This is a genomic window from Streptomyces sp. 1222.5 (assembly GCF_900105245.1).
Lineage (GTDB): Bacteria > Actinomycetota > Actinomycetes > Streptomycetales > Streptomycetaceae > Streptomyces > Streptomyces albidocamelliae.
Map to the genome: position 1 here is coordinate 172,853 of NZ_FNSZ01000001.1, position 21,605 is coordinate 194,457.

The following is a 21,605-nucleotide window of genomic DNA, read 5'->3' on the forward strand; positions in this document are numbered from 1 at the left end:
CCGTCACCGCCAGCAAGCACAGCGAGCACCAGGAGTACGCGGGCCGACCCGACGGGCAGGAAGCACCACAGCCTGCCAAGAACACGCAGTGACCCCACCAGGCCGGACGACGCGAACAGCGAAGGCGGCCACAGCACAGCCGCAGGCACCAAAACACACACTCACAGGCCGACGGCACCGGGCATACCGGGAAAGCAGCCACCCCGAACAGCCCGGGACACGTAAGGCACGGGGCGCCACAGCCCGCCGCACACACGGCGACCAGACCAGCAGGACGACACGACCGCAGACGAAGCCGGAGAGTGCAAAAGCACGGGCTCCGCCGGACTGCAGGCTCCGCCGGACTGCAGGCTCCGCCGGACTGCAGGCTCCGCCGGACTGCAGGCTCCGCGGGACTGCAGGCTGTGCGGGACTGCAGGCTGTGCGGGACTGCAGGCTGTGCGGGACTGCAGGCTGTGCGGGACTGCAGGCTGTGCGGGACTGCAGGCTGTGCGGGACTGCGGGCTGTGCGGGACTGCGGGCTGTGCGGGACTGCAGGCTGTGCGGGACTGCGGGCTGTGCGGGACTGCAGGCTGTGCGGGACTGCGGGCTGTGCGGGACTGTGGGCTGTGAAGGCCGGTCAGCGCGGCAAGTGAGGGGCACACGGCAGCCGGGGACGGGCGAGGCGCCGCAGCCCGCCGCAAACGCCAGGCAACCGGACCCGTACGGCGACACGAGGGCGGGACGGCAAAGCGGGAGCCTCAAGCCCACGGACACCGGTGAACACACAGAGCGGCAGGAACGCGCGGGCAGCCCGCGACGGGCCGGGACACCACAGCCTGCCGCAGAACACCACGGCGACCCAACCGCCAGGACGGGCCCGCAGCGACCCCGGCCAGGGCCGGACCAGGGGTGCAGGAGTGCTCCCTCACGGGACATCGAGGCTGCCCAGCGAGGCGGACAGGTCCCGGATGACGGTGCGCTCAAACGGTGAGCCGACAGCCGGCGTCAACCGGCCGGTCCACCGACCAGCGGACGAACACCAGCCACCCCAAAAGCTGAAATGAAGACACGCAGTCGCCGGACAGGAACTGCATCCACCCAAAAACACAGAAAACACGAGGATCTCTCATGCTCAACGCTCGACGTCACATGGCCCGCATCGCCGGCATCTCCTGCATCGCCGCCCTCGCCGCCGGAACGATCGGCGTGGCCAGCGCCGAAGCCGCACCCATGATGCAGCACCACGCGGCCGCACACTCATCCAGCCACCACCAGAACAACAACATGAAGGGCGGAAACACCCAAGGCGGCACCCAGGGCAACGGCCGAGGCAACACCCAGGGCGGTACGCAGGGCGGCGGCAACGGCAACACCCAGGGCGGCACCCAGGGCGGCGGCAACGGCAACACCCAGGGAGGCACCCAGGGCAACGGCCGAGGCAACACCCAGGGCGGTACGCAGGGCGGCGGAAACGGCAACACCCAGGGCGGCACCCAGGGCAACGGAAACGGGAACACGCAGGGAGGCACCCAGGGCGGCGGCAACGGCAACACCCAGGGCGGCACCCAGGGCGGCGGCAACGGCAACACCCAGGGAGGCACCCAGGGCGGCGGTAACGGCAACACCCAGGGCGGCACCCAGGGCTGACCAGCACAACAAACCCACCCAGCCCCGCGGAGACACCCTCCGCGGGGCACCCACCCGCCCCCCCACCCCAGCCCCAGCCCCCACCCACCACCACCGCACCGCCACCGGCCGGCACCGCACCACCCCGCAGACCCAAAAGACCGCACCGGCCCGCGACCACGCCCGGCACCGACCCAAAACCGCCCTCACCACAACCCAGCCGAACAGGCAAACCCCAGCACCCGCCCGCACCCAAAACAGCCACGCCCACACGGACCTACGAGTGCCACGGCGTGGCCCTGAGCACGTGATGACCCGGTTGCGTATGCACGCGGCCACCCTGGCTCGCGAACCCAGCACCGTCTTCTGCGCCGAGCTTTTGAAGTCTGCGTTCTGATCACAAATCCGATGACGTGGCCCTTCTGGCCAGTCGAAGGCGCCGATGGCGTCGGTGAAGGTGGTGCCGTCGGCGACCGTCGGCGACACGGCCGACCTGCTGGACGGTGCCGCGGGCCATGAGGCGGGAGCTGGGGTGCGGCCGGCCCTGTGCGCCTGAATGCGACCGCTGACGGGGCCATCGCATGCATGGCAAGCCGACGAGACGGCCCTCGGTTTCCAGGTGCGGTGCCTGACCGCGCCCCCTCTGCCTCAACGACTACTGAAAGCACATTAGTTGGCTCAGCCCTGGTGCCGATTTCGGGCAGGCATACTGGCAGCGGGGTTTCACGGCGTTGACGAGGGCTGCGGTGGACGGGGGAAGCGTCGTGGTGAGCCGGGAAGTGCGGACCATGAGAGTAGCCATGAGGGCCGTCGGCGTCGCCTCCAGCAGTTCGCGGGGTGCAGGAGCGGCGCTCGAGTTCTCGGCTTCAACTCCGGACCTGATTGCTCTCGCCCATGCTGCCGGACGCGCTCGACCAGTTGCCCGTGAACGCCTCGCGGACGCCATTGCTCTGGCCAGGGCTTTGGCACGCACTTCACACCTTGGACAGGCAGCGCAAGTCATCCGTCTTCTCGGAGCAACCGATGAGCAGGGGCAGGCGTGGCTCTCGCTCGTACGCCAGATCGCTGCTGACGGTGACGACGAGGCGGCCCGGGCGTTGGCTGACGCCATCGGCAGCCGGCCGTGGCATGCGAAGGCCGTAGGAGTGCTCGCCGAGAGCCGTGCTCGAATCGGCGAGTATGAGGCTGCGCGCTCGCTTGCGATGTCGATCCCCTATCCCCACGACCGCCTCCGAACCTGGGCTTCGCTGGCCGAGGCCTCCGCCGTATCCGGCAATCCCACGTGGACAGCCGAATTCCTTGACCGGGCGGAGCAGACAGAGACCCTCGACGACTGGACGGTGCCAACACTGCCCATCCTCATACGCGCAGCCGAGGCCGCAGGCGATCACAGCAGGGCGCTCGTGTTCCTTGCTCGCCTCGAAAGTGCCGCCCGACGTGAGCACGCCGACCGGGAGGCACTACGCGCCGTGCGCACAAGCCGATTGCAAGAGGGTGCTCTGAGCGATACCCCCGCGTTGCTGCCCCTGCTTCAGGCAGTGATCAGCGTCGGGGAATATGAGCGGGCGGAGGTCCTCTTGGCGAAGGTGCGCGGGTGGACGGGCCGGGCCAAGGCAAGATCGGCGGTTGCCGGCGCGCTCGCACAGTGCGGCAAGGCGGGTCGCGCGGAGCGACTGGCGTGTTCCATCAAGGATCCCGGTCATCGGGCAAGCGCGTTGGCGGCGCTCGCCGATGCCGCTGCTGTTGCAGGGAACGCGGCGAGAATCACCGCGGTGGGCAAGCTGGTCGCTGCGTCGGGCGAGCTGGTGAATACCGGGCCGGTCATCGCTGTGGGCGAGGCTTGGGCAGCCCTGGGTGCAGCCGACCGTGCCGAGGCCTGGGTCCGGTCCATCGCCATGCCCGCGCTTCGTGTGGAGGCGCAGGCCGCCGTCGCCGAGGCGCTGGCAATCGCCGGTGACCTGGGGCGTGCGGAAGCCCTTGCTCTCGATATCGGAGATCTTCAACTGCGCGGCGAGGCGCTGTACCCCCTCGTGACCGTCCTGGCCGAAGCAGGGCTCCTGGCTCGGGCCGAGGCTGTGGCCGGCTCGATCCCGGAGGCGAGCACGCGGGTGCGGGCGCTGGCGGTGATCGCGGCCCACGCCGAGAAGGAGGCCGAGGCGCGCAGGCTCGTCGGGCCGGCGCTCGGGGTGGGCGACTGGCCCGCAGTGATCGAGGTCTTGGCCCGCGTGGAGCCGACTGCCGTCACCACCATCGCCGAGGAGTCGCTGCACCACGTCGCAGACCGCCAACTGTGATGACAGCGGCAGCGCAGAGGCTGTTCGCTGCCGGCATCGCCATCAGGACAAGGAGAGCCACCCCATGGGGAACGACGTCGAGCAAGCTACCTACGAGGCCGCGACTTCCCGCGTGCGTATGGTCTTCGATGGCAGGACCATTACCGTCCATCGCCGTCTCGCGCGCGGACTGCCGTGGCAAACTACCCACTACGGCATCAAGTTGGTGCTGGGCGCGCACCTCGCCTGGCTGGGAGGAGAGGGGGAAAGACGCCGGTTCGATCTCTACCTTTGCAGGACACCGACCCCGCGGGTTCCTGTGGCGGTCGGCCGTAACCCCCACAAAGGCCGTGCGCGGGAGACCGAGAGCCAGTGGCGGCGCCTCGAATATGAGATCAACCAGGCATCCGCGCGCAGGATACGCGCAGTGCTGGACGCTACCCTGGGGGCCGGGCCGTGGAACGACAGCACCTGGCAGGTAGCGGAACAACTGGCGCCGGAACTGTGTGTGTTCACCGAGTGGGCTGTCGCCGCCCCGCCGTTGCAGGGTTCCGCGCCTCGGACGCACCGCGAAATGATCGAGCGCCTGGTCCTCGGACGCCTGCGGGGCGAGTCCGGGTCGAGCAGCGCCTCACCCTGCGCCTGGGAGGGATTTGCCGCCGATGACTCCGCCCTCGTTCGGGTCCAGGCCGAGGCCTGGCACAACCTCGTCGAACGGCTCGAATACACGGCCGACCGCAGTTGATCTGTTGGCGGAGGCCCTTGAACAGCGCTGGGCCGGCAGGCACCGGAGCGCGCAGGCAGAGCCGAACCTGTTCCGTATGGCAAGTCGCCGTGGGCTCAGGACACGGCGGAGCTGATCAGGGCGCCGGCCTCGGCGAGCGCGACGCGCGAGGCTACGCAGGTGCCGACCGGCTCCGACAGCGCCTCGAAGTGACCGGGCATCAGGGCCTCAGCAACCCGCCCACCCACCAGTCGTGCGGCTTGCCATCGTTGGCGATACCGCGATTGCGCAGCGTCCCTTCGACGGTGAAACCGAGTTTCTCTGCGACGGCACGCGAGCCGGTGTTCCCGGCCCACCACTCGATGCGGTGGACGTCGAGTGTGGCCCAGCCCCAGTCGCACAGGGCCCGAGCGGCCTCCACCGAGTACCCGCGTCCGCGCTGTCCCTTGACCGCCCAGTAACCGAGCTCCCAGAAGCCGCAGCTGACGAGAGTCAGGCAGTACGAGCCGACCAGGATGCCAGTGTCCTTACGGAACGCGCCGAGGGTGTAGTCCCTGTCCTCGGCCCACTGAGCGGGAGTTTCTCCCCTACGAGCTTCTTCGCGTCCGCGCGCCGGTACGGCACCGGCACCGGGGTGTAGAACTGGATGTCCTCGTCCTGGCAGGCTTCGTACACCGCATCCGCGTCGTCAGGTGTGAAGGCCCGCAGCACCAGACGGCCGGTCTCGAGCGTCACTGGATCCATCGCGGCAGTATGACCACCATCAACAAGCGGCGCCCAGCGAATATCCCGACAGAGCACCGCCCGTCGCGACACCGCGGGCTGGTCGACGGCCGACGCAGCACCCCACGACAATCGCCCCCGAGACAGAACTGCGCCCAGAAGACAGGGGCGAATCGGTGCTCCGGTGAACCACCGTCCGCCACCCAGTAAGAAGTGACACCAAGCTGCTGGTCACAGCCGCGTTGGAAACACCGAGCCGTCCCGGCTGGCGTAGGCGGGCGATGCGCCGACAGCGACCAGGTTGTCCAGGACGGCCAGCCCAGCGGAGACTGCCATCAGCGCTCCCAGATGTCTCCAGGCCTCCAGGATTTTCCGCGCCCTCAGCAGGCGATGGTGGTCCAGAAGTGGGCGGGGAAGGTGCGCGAGCCCGCTTGGCCGCTTGCCAGTATGTCGAGTTCGGCGCCGGTGGTCGGGGTGGTGATCACGGTCGACAACGTGGCCTTGCCGTCGGAGTCGAAGACGCCGGACACTCCGGAAGCGTAGGTCTTCTGGCCCACGATCCAGTAGTCGATCCAGACTGGCCGGCCCGAGTACCACGAGGGCCAGTAGGACGATCCGTGCGCGACGTCAACCGTCACGATGTCCTCGCGGATGTAGGCGTGCCTGCCACCGACGCCGATGTCGACGGTCTCGCACCGCTGGGAGACGCCGGCCACGGTCACGTAGTCGTTCCACGTCGAGGCGTCGACGTACGTGGTGTTGTCCAGGGCGCAGGGAGCCAGCGGGGCGCTCACGAAGTTGCTGTAATAGACACCGACGTCGTGCCACCACACCTGATAGGTGACCGTCAGCGTCGCGCCCGGCGGCGGGTTGGACACCGAGAAGTTGAACGTGGCGTTCTTCCTGGCGGTGTCGAACGCTCCCGGTGCGGTACCGGTCTTGGTGCTGCCGCTGATGGTGTAGAACGCGGTGATCGTGGTGTTGGCGGGCGCATAACCGACGGACTCGACGTTGAGGGTGACCCTGTCGACGGGTATCACGATCGTCGTCGGACCGCTGCCGCTGTTCTGCACGGCGCAGTGCTGGTCCAGGTTGGGCGCGACCGGGCCGCCCGGGTCGGCGGAAGCGGGTGACGCACCAGCGGCGCTCAGGCCGATCAGGAAAGCGAGAGCGGTGGTAACCGCCCTCCAGGATCTCCAGGTCGTCCAGGTTCTCTGGGTCTTTCGGGTCATCGCGGATCCCCCAGGTCGTTGATGCCGGACGGTGTTCTCCACTTGCGGCGGCAATGACGCCCGTACAGCACCCACGGTTCCTGGTCCGGTGCGGCTCTGCTCGGTCCCAGCGGAAGGACCAAGTACGCCCGCTAATAGGCCGTTTGGCGCACTGCCGAGCATCCCGAAGGTCCTCGCCCCTCTCGTCCGGGCAGAACACGATGTGCTCTACGGCGAATGCCTCGCGCCAGCCGGTGCACTGGGCGGCGCCGCGACCGAGAGAGTCAGCCGGTCGCAGGAGAGCGACCGGGCCGAGCGGGCCGTGGTCGCCGGCGTCCTGTCCAGAGCCAACCGTGCGTGGCAGCGGGCTGGGCATCGACGCCGTACGCACACTTGCCCGCCACCTCATCGACAATTGGGGCGGATGCCGGCCGGTCGGCATCACGCGGCAGTACGACCGCGGTCCGGACGGCACCTGGCACGACGGCCTCCTGATGGATCTTCTGGTCGTCGAACCAGCGCGCTGTCCCCTCCCCCTGGGCCGAGGGCCACGGCAGAGGGCAGCCGCTGCCACCGACCGGTCGCGACAGCATGCCCGGCGCCTGAAGGCGTTCGCGGAGCGGCACCGCCAGAGTCCGGTGGAGACGCCGCGCGCGAATGGGCCGGTTGACGCGCTTGCCGTACACGCCCGGTACGCCCTCGTCGGCAAGCGTAAGCATCAGGTCGACAAGGACCAGCGCGCGCTCTCGGCGTCGAGGTCGTCGCCGCCCGTCGCAGTGCCGCTGGCGTGCCACGCGTGCCGCGCCGATCTGGTCTGCAGAGTGTGCTGAACTGCTCCGGGCACCATGTGGGGACGGGCGGAGGACGAACCAGATGTGGGGCGCGGGCGACACGAACGAGCGAGCATTCGACGTCCGGGAACGGCTCGCCCTGTTGGCCGCTGCCCTGGCCTCGCTGGTGGTCGAGCTCGACTGGCTGGCCGTGAACGTCGCGATCCCAGGGATCGCGCACGACCTGCAGCGGTCCCCGACAGACCTGCAGTGGTTGATCAGCGCCTTCACGCTGGCCTTCGGTGGTGTGATGCCAGTCGCCGGCTGGGTCGTCGACGCTTTCGGGCGGCGCCGGACGACCATCTACGCCCTGGTGCTCTTCATTGTGGGCTCAGTGATCTGCGCGTTCGCAGATTCTCTGGCCTTGCTGATTGCGGGCCGGGCGTTGCAAGGCGCGGCCGGCGGCTTTGTGGTGCCAGGGGCAGTCGCGATGACTGTCGGTGGATTCACCGGGCGTCGGCGTGACATCGGGCTGGGCGCCGTAATGGCGACGGCGAGCAGCGCGGCAGCCCTGGCACCGTTTGCCGGCGGGCTGTTGGTCCACTTGTTCGGATGGCGGTCGGTGTTCTTCATGACCGTCCCAGTGGGCTTGGCCTCCGTCGTGTTGATCTACCACTTCGTGGTTCCGTCGAGCAATCCGATGGCGACGGCCCGGAGGCCACCTGTCCGCAACGGGGCGTGCATCATGGGCGGTGCCGTAGCCCTGACTGTCGCCGCGGACCGCGGGTCCACCTGGGGATGGACGTCACTGGCCACCTTCCTGTGCGTCGCGTGCGGAGTATGGCTGCTGGCGGGGTTCGTCTGGCTGGAAAGCCGCGAGTCCTCGGCCATGTTCAGCCGCAACCTGTACCAGGACCGGCGCTTGCACATCTTGACGCTCAGCGGGGCGACCTCCGTCATCGGATTCGTCATGCTGTCCACGCTCGCCATGTGGTACCTCCAGGCCGGCCGCGGCCTGTCCGCGTTTCTGACGGGAAGCCTCTTGCTGTGCTTCTCGCTGCCCAATGCGGCCGCCACCTACGCCGCGGGGCGCCTGGTGGCCCGACGAAGCTCGCACGTACTGCTCACCGCAGCTCTGGCAGCCGCAGCCGTCGGTCTCGTAGCGACGACTGCGGTTCCGTTCCCCGGTCCGTACGCACTTGCTCTGGCCGTGTGCGGAATCGGGGTCGGTCTGAGCGGCGGACTGACGAATATCTTGATCCAGCAGCGCTCCTCCGCTGAGGAGGCGGGAGCGGTGGCAAGTGTGACCACCGCTTTCAAGTACCTCGGTGCCGCCGTGGCCACCGCCCTGGCCGCCACCGCTCTGGAAACACTGCATCACAGCGTGGGTGGATCCGCGGCCGACGCCGGTGGAATCGATACAGTCCTCCGCGCCACCGCAGCCCTGCCCGCCGCGGCGGTCATCCTGACTGCTCCAGCTGCCCTGGCACGTCATCGTCGATGACCTGCTTGTTTTCGCTTCAACGGCGGCTGGGTGCAGGAGTCCGGACCGCGGTGAGCCGACGCATTCCACCGCTATTTTCCGTCCGCGCCCGGTCCATGGGAGAAAGCCGAGGAGAAGAGAGTCCAGCTTCCGCCGATCGATGACGGCGCTTCGATCGCGGCCGAGGAATTTGCTCCCAGGCAGACTGATCGCTGCTGCCACGGCTGGCGGAGGCGGACTGGCGACGGTTTCGTTCGCCCGGGCGAGTGTGGTGCTTCAGGCGCTGCCTGGTGACGTCGGCGTGCAGGGTGAGGGCTGCGGCTCAGGAGCCCGGAGCTCAGGGTGGCGCCTCGAACAGTGCGCGGCGGCGGGCGGGCTGGCGTCGCACGAGCGGGCAGCAAGCAGAACCCGGGCGCCTTGGCGCAGTACCGGATGACCATCATCGAGCAGATGCACCGGGTGATCAGCCCCCTGTGTGTATGGAACAGGCACGGTCGACCGCATCATGCTGCCGCAGGCCGGAACGGTGCGCCTCGCCGCGGACTCCCCGCAGCTACCAAGGTGACGCCAGTAAACATTGGACAAGCAAGCGAGTTCCACGCGCAAGGGAGCACGATTCAGATTGGGAAGACGTTCGGCATCGGCCAGCAATACAGTATCGAAGGTGCTCATGCCCGCGAAGGTGGGGAGGCGTACGCCGACGGCGTTCCGATTAGCTGACGCACGGTCAGGAACATGCAACAAGAGTGACCTTGCGAGTCCAAGCGATAACCAGATGACGAAGAGGCCGAGGATTGGGTTGAGGGATTCGGATCCCCGATTACTGGCACCCGCAACCCCGTCTCGAAAGGACAAAAGAGCTCCGTGAGCGGCAACGGTCATACGGCTGGACCAAGCCCGAGAAGGGCCAGCCGATCCAAGCGCGCGTCAGGCAAGTTCGTACACATGTACCGCCGCTACCACGCGTGGCGCGCCCCGTTCCCGCTGGGGGTGCGGATCGTGTGCGACGTCCTGTTCGGCGATCGGCAGCCTGTGTGGAGCGATCCTCATCGCAGCGCCTCTTCTCGGGTTCTTCGGGCTCGCGTCGAGTAAGGGGCACGACGACGGCATCGACTGGAGCGACCACCGAATGGGAGGGCAACCCAAGAACCCCGGGCCAAAATTCTAGGGCCTCCTCACGGTCCATGAATGCCATCCAATTTGTTCCTCCCCGCCCTGCACCCTCACCCGCTGCGTAGTAACGGGGTGCACAGCACGATGCAGCGCTGAAGCTGGACACCCTCTATCCGGATCGCTGACGCAGGCCGCCCGCGCCCTGATCCAGCAGGCGATCGGAGCCCTGGACTGACCCCAACGCCTGGCGACGGCGGCGTCGGCGGCAACGACGGCAGGGCAGCGGGGCCCGGCCGGCCGAGGACTAACGCGAACGGTTCACCAAGCTCAGGCATCGCACCCCTGCCCCGCAACGGGAGACGCCCCGCCGTCTGCATGGCTGAGCCTGCCGTCGTCGCCTTCACCAGCCAGGCACCCGTGCAAAGCGCCTTGCACAGAGCGGGATTGTCATCAGACGGCTTGCTCGTCCTGGTGCAGCAGGCGTCGGCCTGCTGCCAGTCCTCCTCGTCAACAGCCCGCTCTTGCCCCGTGAAGTGAGGGCGGAGCTCTTCAAGGCCAGGAAGCGTCTCGACTTCGCCGTGAACCCCCGGCATATCGGCGTCGGTCACGGTCAGCCAGGCAATCTCCTGGCCGCCGTAGTGGAGTAGCCAGATAATGCCCGGTTGGCCACATCCCCGTAATGGCGATCACCACTGACGGGCAGGTGAGATCCCAGGCGGGGTGTCGCTGTGGCCACCTCGAAACCGTATGTCGGCGAGCACGCTGAGGACGTGGGCCCCAGCAGGAGCCCTGATCGCCGGGCCGGCCACTCCCGACATGTAGAGGAAGGGGCGTGCATGACAGCAGACCATCACGATGCGCACCCCTCCTTGGAGAGCCCTCACGGCACCAGGGTTGACGGTGACGGCCGACGCCATGCCATTGTGGAAGCGACAAGGACGGCGGGTGACACGATGGCGACAGAGGCACACGACGGGCCCGGTCCCGAGCCCGCACGTGACCACGCGAGCCCACAGCCCAGCACTCCGAAGCCTCCGCGCGAGCAAGGCGGTTGGGCTGCAGACCATGTTCCTCTGATCATGCTGGCTCTCATCGTCCTGGTGCTGGGGATCGCGGGCGCGGCATCGAACGACAGCGTCACCTGCCCCGGCGGAGCCAGGAGTTGCGGCACTCCCTGAAACAACGCCACGGCCTCTCCAAATGATCAGGTCGGGGCGCGCCCAGTGCAGTGCTGTTGGGACGCCCCACAGCTTGGCTGCTCCTCGACCGAGAGGGCGCCCGGGGCGGATATCGAGGTTGCCCGTCAGGTGTAGTCCAGGTTCACGAATCTGGAGTAGGGGACTGCGCGAGACGGTCACCGCAGGAGGTGGGACCGGATCCGCCCTTTCTCGACGGCGAGGTCGACCTCGCCGGCTCGCGACGAGAGTTCGCCCCCTGCATCGTCCGAGCGCTCGACGTCCCCGTCGCATGGGGTACACCTGCTCGTCTACTCGCCGCACCGGCGGGAATGGTCCCCGCAGCCTCGTGAGGGGCGCATCCGGGCTGATCTGCTTCTGCGCTTGAGCCTCCTCCCCCGCTGGTCGATGTCCAGCGGTCGTCGGTGTTCTGCCGCAGGGAGGTCCGCCCTTGTGCGTGGGGCGGGCCACCGAGTCGATTCAGGTGGCGGTGGGCCAGGACCGCAGCAGGGTGGCGATCTTCCCGGCGGTGCAGGCGGGGTCCAGGAGCAGGTCCTTGAGAGCGATGGCATCCTCACGGGCAGGCTTGACGGGAATCCCGGCGGCCTCGAGGTACATGACGCCGGTGGCGGCGGCGACGGCGAGGTTGGAGCGCTCCAGCCAGCGGCAGCGGCCCAGCGTGTGTACCAGGGCAGCGGCTTTGGCGTAGGGGCACCCGTAAACGGGCTGTTCGAACAGCTCGGCCCGGTGGCGGCCGACCGCGGAGACGGGAACGCCGTAGTCATCGGGTGCCGGGGCGTCCGCTCCGGCGGCCTCGGCGACCTGCAGGATCCAGGGAACGTCGATGTGCAGTTCCATCAGGCAGCGCGCCCTCCCGAGGGTGTCTGCTGAGCTTGTTCGGCCTCGTCGAAGACCGACTGGTGGTCGGCCAGGAACCGGGCGGCGGCATCCACCGCGCGGGCGCGCAGGCCGCTGGTGTCGTCGTGCACGAGGCGGGCGAGGTAGTCGCCGATGCTCAGTCCGAGGTCGGCGGCCCGCTTCCTCGCGAGTTCCGCGACGTCTTCGTCCACGCGCGCACCCAACTGTGTCTTCGCCATACCAGCATGGTAACAGCTGTTACCATGATGAGTGGGTGAGCCCGGCGCGGGAGGGACGGCGGTGGCCAGGGTGTCGCCCCCGCGGCGATGCGCACCCTCGGTGGTGCTGCCGGTCCTCACGGCGGCCCCGCCTGAGGGCCGCCGAACGTCCTCAGAGCGCGCGCGCTTCGTACGCTAAATGTACGTGTCGTGTCGTGGTGGGAGACGTGGTTCGTCGGCAAAGGCACGACGAGCGTCGCGGTCTCCTTGCACCCCCTGAAGGACTGACGCGCGCGGTCGGCAGTACGCCAGCACGGTCGGGTCGGTACTCAGGGTGCCCGAGAACTCCATCAAGGTGATGGCCGGGCGTCAGCCGATGACGTCTTCGACGTTCCTCGCCTTGCCCACCGCCGACGGATTACTCGCCCCGGCAGGCTGCGGCGGGCCACCATGGCCCCGTGCAGGGCGCCGGATCGAGAGGGCCGCCCACTGTCGTGACAGGCACTAGTCGCACACAACCGTCGCGTGCACGCCCGCCTTGACCAGAACCCCGGTCACGTCTTGGGCGGCCTCGAGCCACACGGGCTCCGTGACCGCCACCGGTGCGCCGTCGAGCACCGCCCTGCTCTTGACAAGGCTGAAGCCGGGACAGTCCGGATCGCACGGACCGCCTCCGCCTCCATGGTGCGGTCCCCCGCCTGGGTCACCAGGACGCGGAAACCCGGCTCTTCCATCCTTCCTCCGGCGAGCCTGTCCAGGGTCAGCGTTGCTAGCCGGTCCGCCGACGCTGAGGCCGCGCGGGGCGCCGACCCGAGCGGCGGCCAGGAGCCGGAATGCCGTCGGCGGGTGCCACGCCGGGTGAGGAGAAGTCGCCGGGGACCTCTGGGGCGGGAGCCGGAACGGTGGCGGCAGGCTGTTCGGCGGCCCGGCGGAGGGCGGCATGCGGGATGAGCGGGGCGCGGGCGGCGCAGACTTCTTCGACGGTCCAGACGCGGCTCACGGTGGGGTCGTGACGCAGGATGAGCGTCACGGCGCCCGCGCAGTGCGTTCTGGCGTCCGGGTGTGCCTCGCACCCCGTCGAGCCGCACGCGGATGGTGGCCGCCTGTCCATTCGTAGAGCAGTCGCAGAGCAATCGCAGAATGTGTCGGTTCACTATGGGCTACCCGCTCCCGGCGGGACAGCAGGCCTGGGCCCGGCCGGCGACGCTGATACCGCTTGTGGTCGTCGCGACAGGCGGGGGCCCGGGCTCCACACAGCCCGAAGGGCGCCATCCTCGATGGCGCCCTTCAGGACCCGCCTCAGGAGCGGCGATCGGGTCGCTTTATCTCATCCTTGATGTCGCCCTTGACCTGCTGCCCTTCGCCCTTGAGTTCCTGCGCCTTGCCCTTGGCCCGCAGCTTGTCGTTCTCCGTGACCTTGCCGACGCCCTGCTTCACGTTGCCGATGGCCTCGTTCGCGAGGCCCTTGGCCTTGTCCTTGGAACCAGACATGACTCTCCTCTGGGTTCGGAATGAGTGAATCCCTCTACCAAGGACCGCACAGGGGGCCCTTGGCGTCCAGCTGGGGTCACCCAACCGGGCCATCAGCCCCTCGGAGTGCTGTAGGTGCGGGCGGGCGGCCGCCAGGAAGGGCTCGGTGCGTCGTCGGCGTAGCGGGCGGGGGGACGTTGCCCGTCAGGGCCGGCTCGTGATCCGCTGGCTGATGTGTTCGAGGAACTCCTGCAAGCTGGACGCGGCGACCTCGAAGTCGTCGAACCAGGAGGCCGTGGTGGACTTCCAGATGTGTCCGCTGTCTGAGATCGCGAACAGATGGCCCCCGCCGTCGCTGGCGAAGACGATCGCTTCGCCGTCGACCGGAGCGGGGCCGTATTCGCGGAAGTGCTCGGCCGCCGTCGCGGGTGAATGGATGAAGTACCCGCTGTCGATGCCGGGCAGCAAGGCCTCACTGATCACCCAGTAGAGCGCGGTCAGGTCGGAGGGGATCGGCGTCAGATCCACGAGGCCGCCCGTCGCCCGGTGGCTGTCATCGGTAGCCAGCATCAGAGCGTTCTGATCGGGCGGGAAGCCGTGCGTCCCATGGAAGGACCCGGTGAACTTCGCCAGCGCCACGTCGGCCCGCTCCCATCAGGACCGGACCCACTCCGCGTCAAGCCGCTCACCAGGCACGTATCCCCCTCAAAAACGGGTGGGACCTGCCGTCACGAGCCCGGGAAGAACCTACCGGAGGGTACAGAACGGGGTGCGATGGGAACCCACGCTGGCTCTGCTCACGAGTTTGCGTTCTGACTCACCTTCTGTGGTCCATGACTTTGGGTCACCTGTCACATCTCGAAGAGGGCTTCCGCTTGTGGCGGGATCGGGGGGGCGAGGACGTTGCGCAGGCGTGTGAGGTCTTGGCGCCATCTCGGCCCGTCCGTGGCCTCGTCCCACAGCTCGGCGATTTCAGACCGCTCGTCGACTACTCGGTCCAGGGCGCCGACGGCAAGCGCCCTAAGGTCGCAGGGCAACTCCGGCAGCGGCTTTGATGGGCCGTAGTTCGAGCACGCGGGCTCGCCATGAGCGTGCTGTGCGACCACCAGGGCCGCTGCGGCGACTGCTCGCTCGGCGTCGGGGGTGATCAGGTAGTCAGCTGGATCGGCGGCGCGTTTGAGGACTCTGCGGATCATGGACTCGCGTTGTTCCATGGGTGCCTCGTCCAGGTCGCCGGCGAAGTCTGCGGCGGTGTCATTGTCGAAGGGGCCGATGTCCCAGGTGCCCATATCTCTCCTCGCGTGATCCTCTGGGGATCGTCGCACTGGTCACCGACAACGAGGTTAGGAGGCAAGCATCACGCGCTTGCGCAGGGGCTTGAAGCGAGCGCGTCCGTACATCTGCCGTTTGATCACTCGCGCGTTGCTGCAGCGGTGATGCCGGCCTTCCTCAGCTTGCGGGCCAGGTGCTCCAACTCCGGAAGCGTCCCGGCGTACACACCGCTCACCACCCGCCGGGCCAGGGCCTTGGCGCTCGCCAGGTCGAGATCGAGTTCAGCCCGCAGTACCCGCATGATGGCGACACCGTTGACCGGCAGGCTGCTCACGTGCAGCCTCGCGGGTCCGTGCTCGGCGAGCATCTGGTCCCGCCGCTCGGCCGGCATGTCGCCACCGCACACGACTGCCGCCCCATCACAGGCGGAACACGATGCCTCGACGTCCCACCGCAAACGGCCGCCGGCGAGGGCCTGAGTCCCCCAACACTTCAGCTGCGCACCGCAGTCCGGACACACCGCCTCGTACGAGACGGATTCGCACACCACCTGCTCCATGCCCACCCCCATCCCAGGCGAGATTAAGCGACAAGCTCAGCGGGCGGGCGGCCGGTGGCCGGGACGGCGCTGCTCGGGCAACGGCTGACGCCCGGGTGAGGTGGCCGGCAGGCGGGCGGCGCGTCCGGTCGCAAGAAGGTGGGCGGGGACGTGGAGGTCGACGAGGAGGGTGAGGTCGAAGTACGTGTCGATCTCGTCGGCCCGCACGGGGCGGATCGTGATGGCGGGGGGTGTGGAGGTGGTCATGCGGGGTGCCCTTTCGGTCCAGGGGGTCCGGGCTCGCTGGGGTGGAGTCCGGCGGCGCGGGGACCGTGGCGGGGCGGGAGGTTAGCGAGGCAACCGGAACGCCGCCGGGGGGCGTACGGGACGGGGTGCCGGGGCGAGTCGGCAGCGCACCCCGGCGAGGGGGTGGAGGCACACGGCATGCGCGGATGGCGGCGCACGCGGGGTCCGTGCGGCGCTGGCTGGCCGTCCATCGCGGCCCGGTAGCGGGCGAGCAGCGTCGGGTCGTCCAGCAGTTCGGCGAGCCGCTTGCGCATCCCGTCCACAGCGTCGGCCTGGACGTCAGGGGCGGCGAGTAGGGGCAGGTCGCGCCTCCAGTCCTCGTGTGCGAGCAGCTGCTCGGACACCCACGTCATCAGGTCTGTCGCGGTGTGGGTCTGCAGACCGAAGGTGACGCCTCGCTGTCTGCGCCGTCGTTGGGAACGGTCAGCGCATCACTAGACGCACTCATGCCCCTGCCTGGTGACTTCTGCCGTGGCCTGCACGTAGAGCGGTGAGCGGACGACGACGCTCCTGGACGCTGTCGTGGCGCGTCGCTCGCCCGTTCGTTTGGAACGGTTAAGACGATGTCTCGATTGGTTAGACGAGCACCATATTGCGGTGTCCCGAGGCTGACGCGCTGCATGATCGTGACATGTCGAATCCTGCTTCCTTCCGTGACCAGTCCAACTGGGGCGACGGCTACGAGCTGGCCATCGAGGTTGGCTCAACTGGTGACGTCGAACTTCAGACTCTCCTGAGTGCTCTGTGGCCGGCGGCAGGCGTGCAGGGCTGCTTCGGGCGGCGCGACCGTGAGCCTGACGAGCAGGACGAGGTGTCGTGCACGGTGGCCTCGCTGACTGAGCACGGTCACCTGCTCGGCCAGGTGCGCTTGCCGACGGGGCAGTTGGCGATTTGCGGCTGCACGGCCGTCCGCGGTGGCGACGAAAGTAGCGACTGGCTGGACTTCTACATCCCCACAGGAGCATTGGACAAGGCCGGCATCGTGTACTGGGACGGCCGGCCGTTCTTCAGGTCTGCGGTCATCGACGACTGGCTCGTCGGCATCGCGACGGAGACCTTCAAGCAGGCGCCGTTCAGCCTGGGTCTCGTCGGCTGGATGGTCTCCGGAGGCGCCGATGCCTCGACGCTGGCGGGCGAGCTGCCCAAGAAGCGCGACATGGGATACCTGCTGTCGCGCGGCGGCGTCCTGCACTATGGGGCTGCCAACACCTGACGCCGACGACTTTCGCCCGCGAATGCTGCGGTAGCAGATCAGGCTGACGCGCTGGGGAGGCGGACCAGTTCGGCAGGAGTTCACCGCACCCGAGCAGGGCTCCCGCTGTGAACTGAGTGGGACTCCCCTACGACGGAACCTCACCGACGCGCCCGCAGCGCTGACCGACGGGATGGCCGCTCCGCTGTGGCCGTTGACCACACCCCCGCGCCGGGCGATCGCGCACACCTCATCCTGCCCCGCCCGTTCCGGAGGAGGCGCGGCATTTCTGAGGTCCGATGGATGAACCCGCACGGGTTTCGTAACGCATCCGATCTCGTCGCTCGTCCGAGCGATCCGGTGGAACGTCGTGCGCGCCATGGTCGCTGCATGACTGATGCCCCCCACCACAACGCCACGGACCCGCAGCGCGCCCCCGAGCCGGCCGAGAGCCCGGCCGGCGCCACCCGAAGGTCCGTCATCGCCACCCTCGGCGTGGCCGCACTGGGACTCGCCGCCACGCAGGCCGCGGCCGCGACGCCCCGGAGCGCGGACCGGCCCGCTCCCCCGCTCGCCGCGGCGTGCGTCCTCACGCCCGAGCAGACCGAGGGCCCCTACTACCTGGACCTGGAACGGGTCCGCAAGGACATCACCGAGGGCAAGGCCGGCGTTCCGCTGACCCTGCGCGTCACGGTCATAGACAGCACCACGTGCGCCACGCTACCCAACACGGCCGTCGACATCTGGCATTGTGACGCGGTGGGGGTCTATTCCGGCTACGTGGCCGGCGGGTCCACCCCCGACACGACCTTCCTGCGTGGTGTGCAGCTGACCGACGCGTCCGGGGTGGCGGAATTCACCACCGTCTACCCGGGGTGGTACGTCGGCCGGGCCCTCCACATCCACGTCAAGACGCACGCCGGCGGAACCGTCTCCAACGGGACCTATCACGGAGGCCATGTATCCCACACCGGCCAGCTCTACTTCCCGGAGACGTACAACACCAGGGTCGCCGCCCTGTCCCCCTACCGGAACAACACGGCCACGCGCACGCTCAACGCGAGGGACGGCATCTACCGCAACGGCGGTTCGGCCACCCTGTTGACCCTCACCCAGACGGGCAGCGACCTGAGCAAGGGCGTGACCGGGACTGTCGTACTCGGGATCGACCCCCGCGCCACACCCTGACGGTCCTTCCGGGAGCGGTGGCCGGGCGGGCCCTGGGACGGTTCCGGCCGCCGCGCGCACCGCCCACTCGCCGCACAGGGTTTCGGCACAAGAACGTGCGGCCAGGAATCGGGGATGAGCCGGAGTCGAACGTGCGAGGTATGCGGTACGACGCTGATCACGAGGCCGCAGGGCGGCCGGCCGGCTCGGTACTGTTCCAACGCCTGCCGGCAACGGGCGCTCCGGCGGCGGACGGCAGCGCGGGACACCGTCCGTCCCCAAGGTGCCGCGTCGGTTGCGGCTCCCACCGTGGCACCCGCTGTGGCGACCGCAGCAACCCGTGACCGCGCTCTGCCGCTGGCGCTCGACTCCTTCGTCGGCCGGCGGCGGGAGCTGTCGGCCCTGCGCGCGCTGCTCAGCAGCACACGGCTGCTCACGCTGACAGGGGCGGGCGGTGTGGGCAAGACACGGCTGGCGTTGGAGTTCGCCGGAGGGTTATCGAGCCGGTACGCCCGGCTCGACCTGGTGGAGCTCGGCTCGCTGCGGGACGGCGCAACTCTGACGCAGTCCGTGGCCGCCGCGCTGGGCGTGGGCGAACGGGCCGGCCAAACCGGGGTCGACCTCCTGGTCCACGCCATCGGAGACGCCTCCTGCCTGCTGCTGCTGGACAACTGCGAGCACCTCGCCGAGCCGTGCGCCCGGCTGGTCCTGGCCCTGCTGGGCCGTTGCCCCCGGCTGCGGATCCTGGCCACGAGCCGTGAGGCATTGCGGGTGCCCGGGGAAACCGTGTTCCGGGTCGGCGAGCTGTCCCTGCCGCCGGCGGACGCCGGGGACGACGTGACGGCCCTGCTGCGGGCAGACGCGGTACGGCTGTTCGTGGAACGGGCCGCGCGCCGCTCGCCCGGGTTCGCGCTGGACCGGAACAACGGCCGCCTGGTCGCGGAGATCTGCCGACGGCTGGACGGCCTGACCCTCGCCGTAGAACTCGCGGCCGGCCACATCGGCACCCTCGCGCCGGGCGACATCCTCGCGGGCCTGGACGACCAGTTGTCCCAGCTGGACCTCCTGGCCGGTGGGAGTAGGACCGGGCCCCGGCGGCACAGCGGGCTCGCCACCGCCGTCGACTGGAGCCACCAGCTACTGGATCCGGCGGAACAGGCCGTCTTCCGGCGTCTCGCGGTCCTTGTCGGAGGGTTCGATCTGGCCGCGGCGCGCTCGGTGTGCGCTGGCGGCGGCATCGAGCCGCGAGAGGTCTTTCCCCTCCTGTGCGCGCTCGAGGAGAAGTCGCTGATCGTACGGCTGCCGGGGGACGCGGCACCCACCCGCTTCCGGCAGCTCGGTGTCATCCGCGCCTACGCCATGGAACGTCTGCGCGCATCCGGCGAGCTGGGCTCCACCCTGCGCAGCGCCTTCGCGTGGCTCCACGAGGTGGCCGAGAGAGATGGTGGGGATGTGTTCGCCGACCAGGCGAGCAGCCCTCTGACGGCGGAACGGGACAACCTCGCCTCGGTGCTGTCCCGCGCCACCGGCCAGGGCGAGGCCGCGCGGGTACGGCTGACCCTGGAGCTGGCCCGGGTGCACTACCAGCAGGAGCAACCGTCGGCCGCGGGCGCACTGCTGAGCGGATTGCTGCGGGAACCCGGAGGTCGGGCACTGGGCGGGGAGGTGGCCGCGCTCGCCGCACGCGTGGCCGCCCAGCAGGCCGACCCGCACCGAGCACTGTCAGTGGGTGAGCGGGCGGTGAGCCTGGAGCGGCGGCGTCACGTGCCCGCCGGGCTCGCCAACGCACTCGACGCCAGGGCCGCAGCGTGGCTGTGTCGCGGCGCATTCGCCGAGGCCGTCACGGATCTGCGCGCGTGCCTGGGCGTCGTCGCCCCGCTCGGCTCGCCCGAGGACGTCGCGTGGTGCACCCAGCACCTGGCCTGGGCGCTGCTCCAGGCGGGCGGGGAGCACGAGGCCGACGAGCTGATGGCGGATTGCCTTCCGGTGCTCAGGGAGCAGGCTCCCTGGCACCGGGCTGCGGCCGCGCTGCACACCGCGGGCGCCGTACGGCTGGCTTTGGGGCAACTGGAGAGCGCCGAGGCCCTCTTCGCCGAAGTGCTGCGCATCGCACCCGGGGGGAGCTTCCACGCGCTGTACCCCGTCGAGGGCTTGGCGCTGGTGGCCACAGAGAGCGGTGACATGCAGCGTGCTCTGCGGTTGTGCGAGGCGAGCGCGCAGGCGCGACGCCGACTGGACACCGAGCCCGAGGCACCCTGGCGGTACAGGATCGAGCAGGCCGCGGCCCGTGCCCGGACCCTGCTGCCAACGGCGGCGCGGGAGGCCGCGGTCGTCGGCGCTCGCAAGCTGCACGGAGACCGGCTCGTCGCCTACGCCCTGCGGACAGGGAGCGGTGAGCAGGTCCGGCGCGGGCCGGACCACATGAGGATCGGCGACGAGCGGTGGCGGCTGACCGCCAGGGAGTTCATGGTGGTCGAACTCGTCGCGAAGGGGCTGACTAACCGACAGATCGCGGATGGGCTCGGGCTTTCGGCACATACGGTCGCCACGCACCTGAACAGGGTGCGCGACAAGCTGGGTCTTCGCTCACGCACACAGATCGCCCTGTGGTTCGGTCGAAGAGATTCGGAAGCTTCGGTTCCCTGACATCCGTCGCCTCCCGGCAGGCGGCGACCTAGGGCGTCTCTCTGATCGGTTGGTCAGTTGACCGGATGTGGCTGTCCGGTTAGTGATCACTGATGCGACGTGGGGCCGGATCGAGCCGCTGATGCCGGCCGATCCGGTTCGTGGTCGGCGGTGGGCCGATCACCGCCGAACTGTGGAGGCCATCGCGTGGAAGTACCGAACCTGCTCGCCTTGGCGGGACCTGCCCGACGAGCTCGGCTCGTACCAGACCGCCCACAAACGGCTGATCAGATGGGCCGTGGACGGCACCTGGGAACGCATCCTTGCCGCGGTCCTGGCAGTGGCCGAGGGTGCTGACGACATCAGCTGGACCGTGTCGGTGGACTCCACCGTCTGCCGGGCTCACCAGCACGCCGCCGGGGCCAGGGAAAAGGGGATCCAGGCCGGGCCGAACCGGACGATCACGCGCTCGGACGCTCCCGCGGCGGCCTGAGCACGAAGGTCCACCTCGCCAGCGACGGCCATGCACGACCCCTGGCCCTCCGCGTCACCGCAGGCCAGGCGGGCGACGCCCCAGCCTTCGAGAGCGTCATGGCCGGCATCCGTGTTCCGCGAAGCGGCCCCGGAAGACCGAGGACCCGACCCGACGCCGTGCTGGCGGACCGCGCGTACTCATCCCGCGCGATCCGAAATCACCTACGCCGACGTGGAATCCACGCTGTCATCCCACAGCCGTCCGACCCGGTCGGCCACCGTCTGCGGCGAGGCCGCGCCGGCGGTCGCCCACCGGCTTTCGACGCTGAGGCGTATAAGCAGCGCAATACGGTCGAGCGATGCATCAACCGGCTGAAGCAGTGGCGGTGATGATGAAGGGACGGC

The 21,605-nt window shown here is 69.1% G+C and carries 17 protein-coding genes and 2 pseudogenes; 9 read left to right on the forward strand and 10 right to left on the reverse strand.

The window, feature by feature from the left end:
- Positions 1 to 1,110: 1,110 nt before the first annotated feature.
- The 3 genes from BLW57_RS00900 (at position 1,111) to BLW57_RS00910 (ending at position 4,626) form a co-directional block, all read left to right on the forward strand.
- Entirely contained in the window at positions 1,111 to 1,629 is a 519-nt protein-coding gene (locus BLW57_RS00900; RefSeq protein ID WP_143051557.1) for a hypothetical protein, read from the forward strand.
- A 779-nt stretch (positions 1,630 to 2,408) separates the two neighbouring features.
- A complete protein-coding gene (locus tag BLW57_RS00905) occupies positions 2,409 to 3,902 on the forward strand; it encodes a hypothetical protein (RefSeq protein WP_176985391.1) in 1,494 nt (497 codons plus the stop codon).
- Between the two features lie 64 nt (positions 3,903 to 3,966).
- Positions 3,967 to 4,626, forward strand: a complete 660-nt coding sequence (locus tag BLW57_RS00910; protein WP_093471432.1) for a hypothetical protein — start codon at positions 3,967 to 3,969, stop codon at positions 4,624 to 4,626.
- Between the two features lie 199 nt (positions 4,627 to 4,825).
- Here BLW57_RS00910 and BLW57_RS41940 read toward each other — a convergent pair whose 3' ends face one another.
- The 3 genes from BLW57_RS41940 to BLW57_RS00920 all read right to left on the reverse strand — a co-directional run bounded on the left by BLW57_RS41940 (position 4,826) and on the right by BLW57_RS00920 (position 6,560).
- Positions 4,826 to 5,122, reverse strand: a complete 297-nt coding sequence (locus BLW57_RS41940; RefSeq protein ID WP_371127840.1) for a GNAT family N-acetyltransferase — start codon at positions 5,120 to 5,122, stop codon at positions 4,826 to 4,828.
- Positions 5,098 to 5,349 (reverse strand): GNAT family N-acetyltransferase, encoded by a 252-nt coding sequence (locus BLW57_RS41945; RefSeq protein ID WP_256339316.1) that lies wholly within the window; start codon positions 5,347 to 5,349, stop codon positions 5,098 to 5,100. The genes BLW57_RS41940 and BLW57_RS41945 overlap by 25 nt, the downstream gene beginning before the upstream one ends.
- 359 nt (positions 5,350 to 5,708) lie before the next feature.
- Entirely contained in the window at positions 5,709 to 6,560 is an 852-nt protein-coding gene (locus BLW57_RS00920; RefSeq protein ID WP_143051559.1) for a hypothetical protein, read from the reverse strand.
- Positions 6,561 to 7,412: 852 nt separating this feature from the next.
- Here BLW57_RS00920 and BLW57_RS00930 point away from each other — a divergent pair.
- Positions 7,413 to 8,813, forward strand: coding sequence for an MFS transporter (locus BLW57_RS00930; protein WP_176985392.1), 1,401 nt, complete (start codon positions 7,413 to 7,415; stop codon positions 8,811 to 8,813).
- A gap of 2,747 nt (positions 8,814 to 11,560) precedes the next feature.
- Here BLW57_RS00930 and BLW57_RS00935 read toward each other — a convergent pair.
- From BLW57_RS00935 to BLW57_RS00965, 7 genes are all read right to left on the reverse strand, one after another.
- Positions 11,561 to 11,938: a fic family toxin-antitoxin system, toxin component gene (locus tag BLW57_RS00935; protein ID WP_093471436.1), complete on the reverse strand. Its 378-nt coding sequence runs from the start codon at positions 11,936 to 11,938 to the stop codon at positions 11,561 to 11,563.
- Positions 11,938 to 12,177 carry a hypothetical protein gene (locus BLW57_RS00940; RefSeq protein ID WP_093471438.1) on the reverse strand — a complete coding sequence of 80 codons (240 nt, stop codon included), beginning with the start codon at positions 12,175 to 12,177 and terminating at the stop codon, positions 11,938 to 11,940. The genes BLW57_RS00935 and BLW57_RS00940 overlap by 1 nt, the downstream gene beginning before the upstream one ends.
- 1,278 nt (positions 12,178 to 13,455) lie before the next feature.
- Complete coding sequence (locus BLW57_RS00945) at positions 13,456 to 13,647, reverse strand: CsbD family protein (protein WP_093471439.1); 192 nt, start codon at positions 13,645 to 13,647, stop codon at positions 13,456 to 13,458.
- A 183-nt stretch (positions 13,648 to 13,830) separates the two neighbouring features.
- A complete protein-coding gene (locus BLW57_RS00950; protein WP_256339317.1) occupies positions 13,831 to 14,265 on the reverse strand; it encodes a hypothetical protein in 435 nt (144 codons plus the stop codon).
- Between the two features lie 212 nt (positions 14,266 to 14,477).
- The gene (locus BLW57_RS00955; protein ID WP_093471441.1) at positions 14,478 to 14,915 is read right to left on the reverse strand and encodes a DUF4259 domain-containing protein; all 438 of its coding nucleotides are present in this window, start codon (positions 14,913 to 14,915) and stop codon (positions 14,478 to 14,480) included.
- A gap of 122 nt (positions 14,916 to 15,037) precedes the next feature.
- Positions 15,038 to 15,289 (reverse strand): hypothetical protein, encoded by a 252-nt coding sequence (locus tag BLW57_RS41955; RefSeq protein WP_256339318.1) that lies wholly within the window; start codon positions 15,287 to 15,289, stop codon positions 15,038 to 15,040.
- Positions 15,290 to 15,493: 204 nt separating this feature from the next.
- The gene (locus tag BLW57_RS00965) at positions 15,494 to 15,703 is read right to left on the reverse strand and encodes a hypothetical protein (protein ID WP_093471444.1); all 210 of its coding nucleotides are present in this window, start codon (positions 15,701 to 15,703) and stop codon (positions 15,494 to 15,496) included.
- Between the two features lie 670 nt (positions 15,704 to 16,373).
- Between BLW57_RS00965 and BLW57_RS00975 the strand changes: the two genes are divergently transcribed.
- The 5 genes and pseudogenes from BLW57_RS00975 to BLW57_RS00990 all read left to right on the forward strand — a co-directional run.
- Positions 16,374 to 16,955: a hypothetical protein gene (locus BLW57_RS00975; protein ID WP_256339319.1), complete on the forward strand. Its 582-nt coding sequence runs from the start codon at positions 16,374 to 16,376 to the stop codon at positions 16,953 to 16,955.
- A gap of 130 nt (positions 16,956 to 17,085) precedes the next feature.
- Positions 17,086 to 17,195 (forward strand): annotated as a pseudogene (locus BLW57_RS41965) (NAD(+) kinase); the annotation flags it as partial.
- A 129-nt stretch (positions 17,196 to 17,324) separates the two neighbouring features.
- Entirely contained in the window at positions 17,325 to 18,122 is a 798-nt protein-coding gene (locus BLW57_RS00980; protein ID WP_093480438.1) for an intradiol ring-cleavage dioxygenase, read from the forward strand.
- 300 nt (positions 18,123 to 18,422) lie between these two features.
- Positions 18,423 to 20,747, forward strand: a complete 2,325-nt coding sequence (locus tag BLW57_RS00985) for an ATP-binding protein (protein WP_256339320.1) — start codon at positions 18,423 to 18,425, stop codon at positions 20,745 to 20,747.
- A gap of 67 nt (positions 20,748 to 20,814) precedes the next feature.
- A pseudogene (locus BLW57_RS00990) lies at positions 20,815 to 21,587 on the forward strand (IS5 family transposase); the annotation flags it as partial.
- Positions 21,588 to 21,605: the final 18 nt, after the last annotated feature.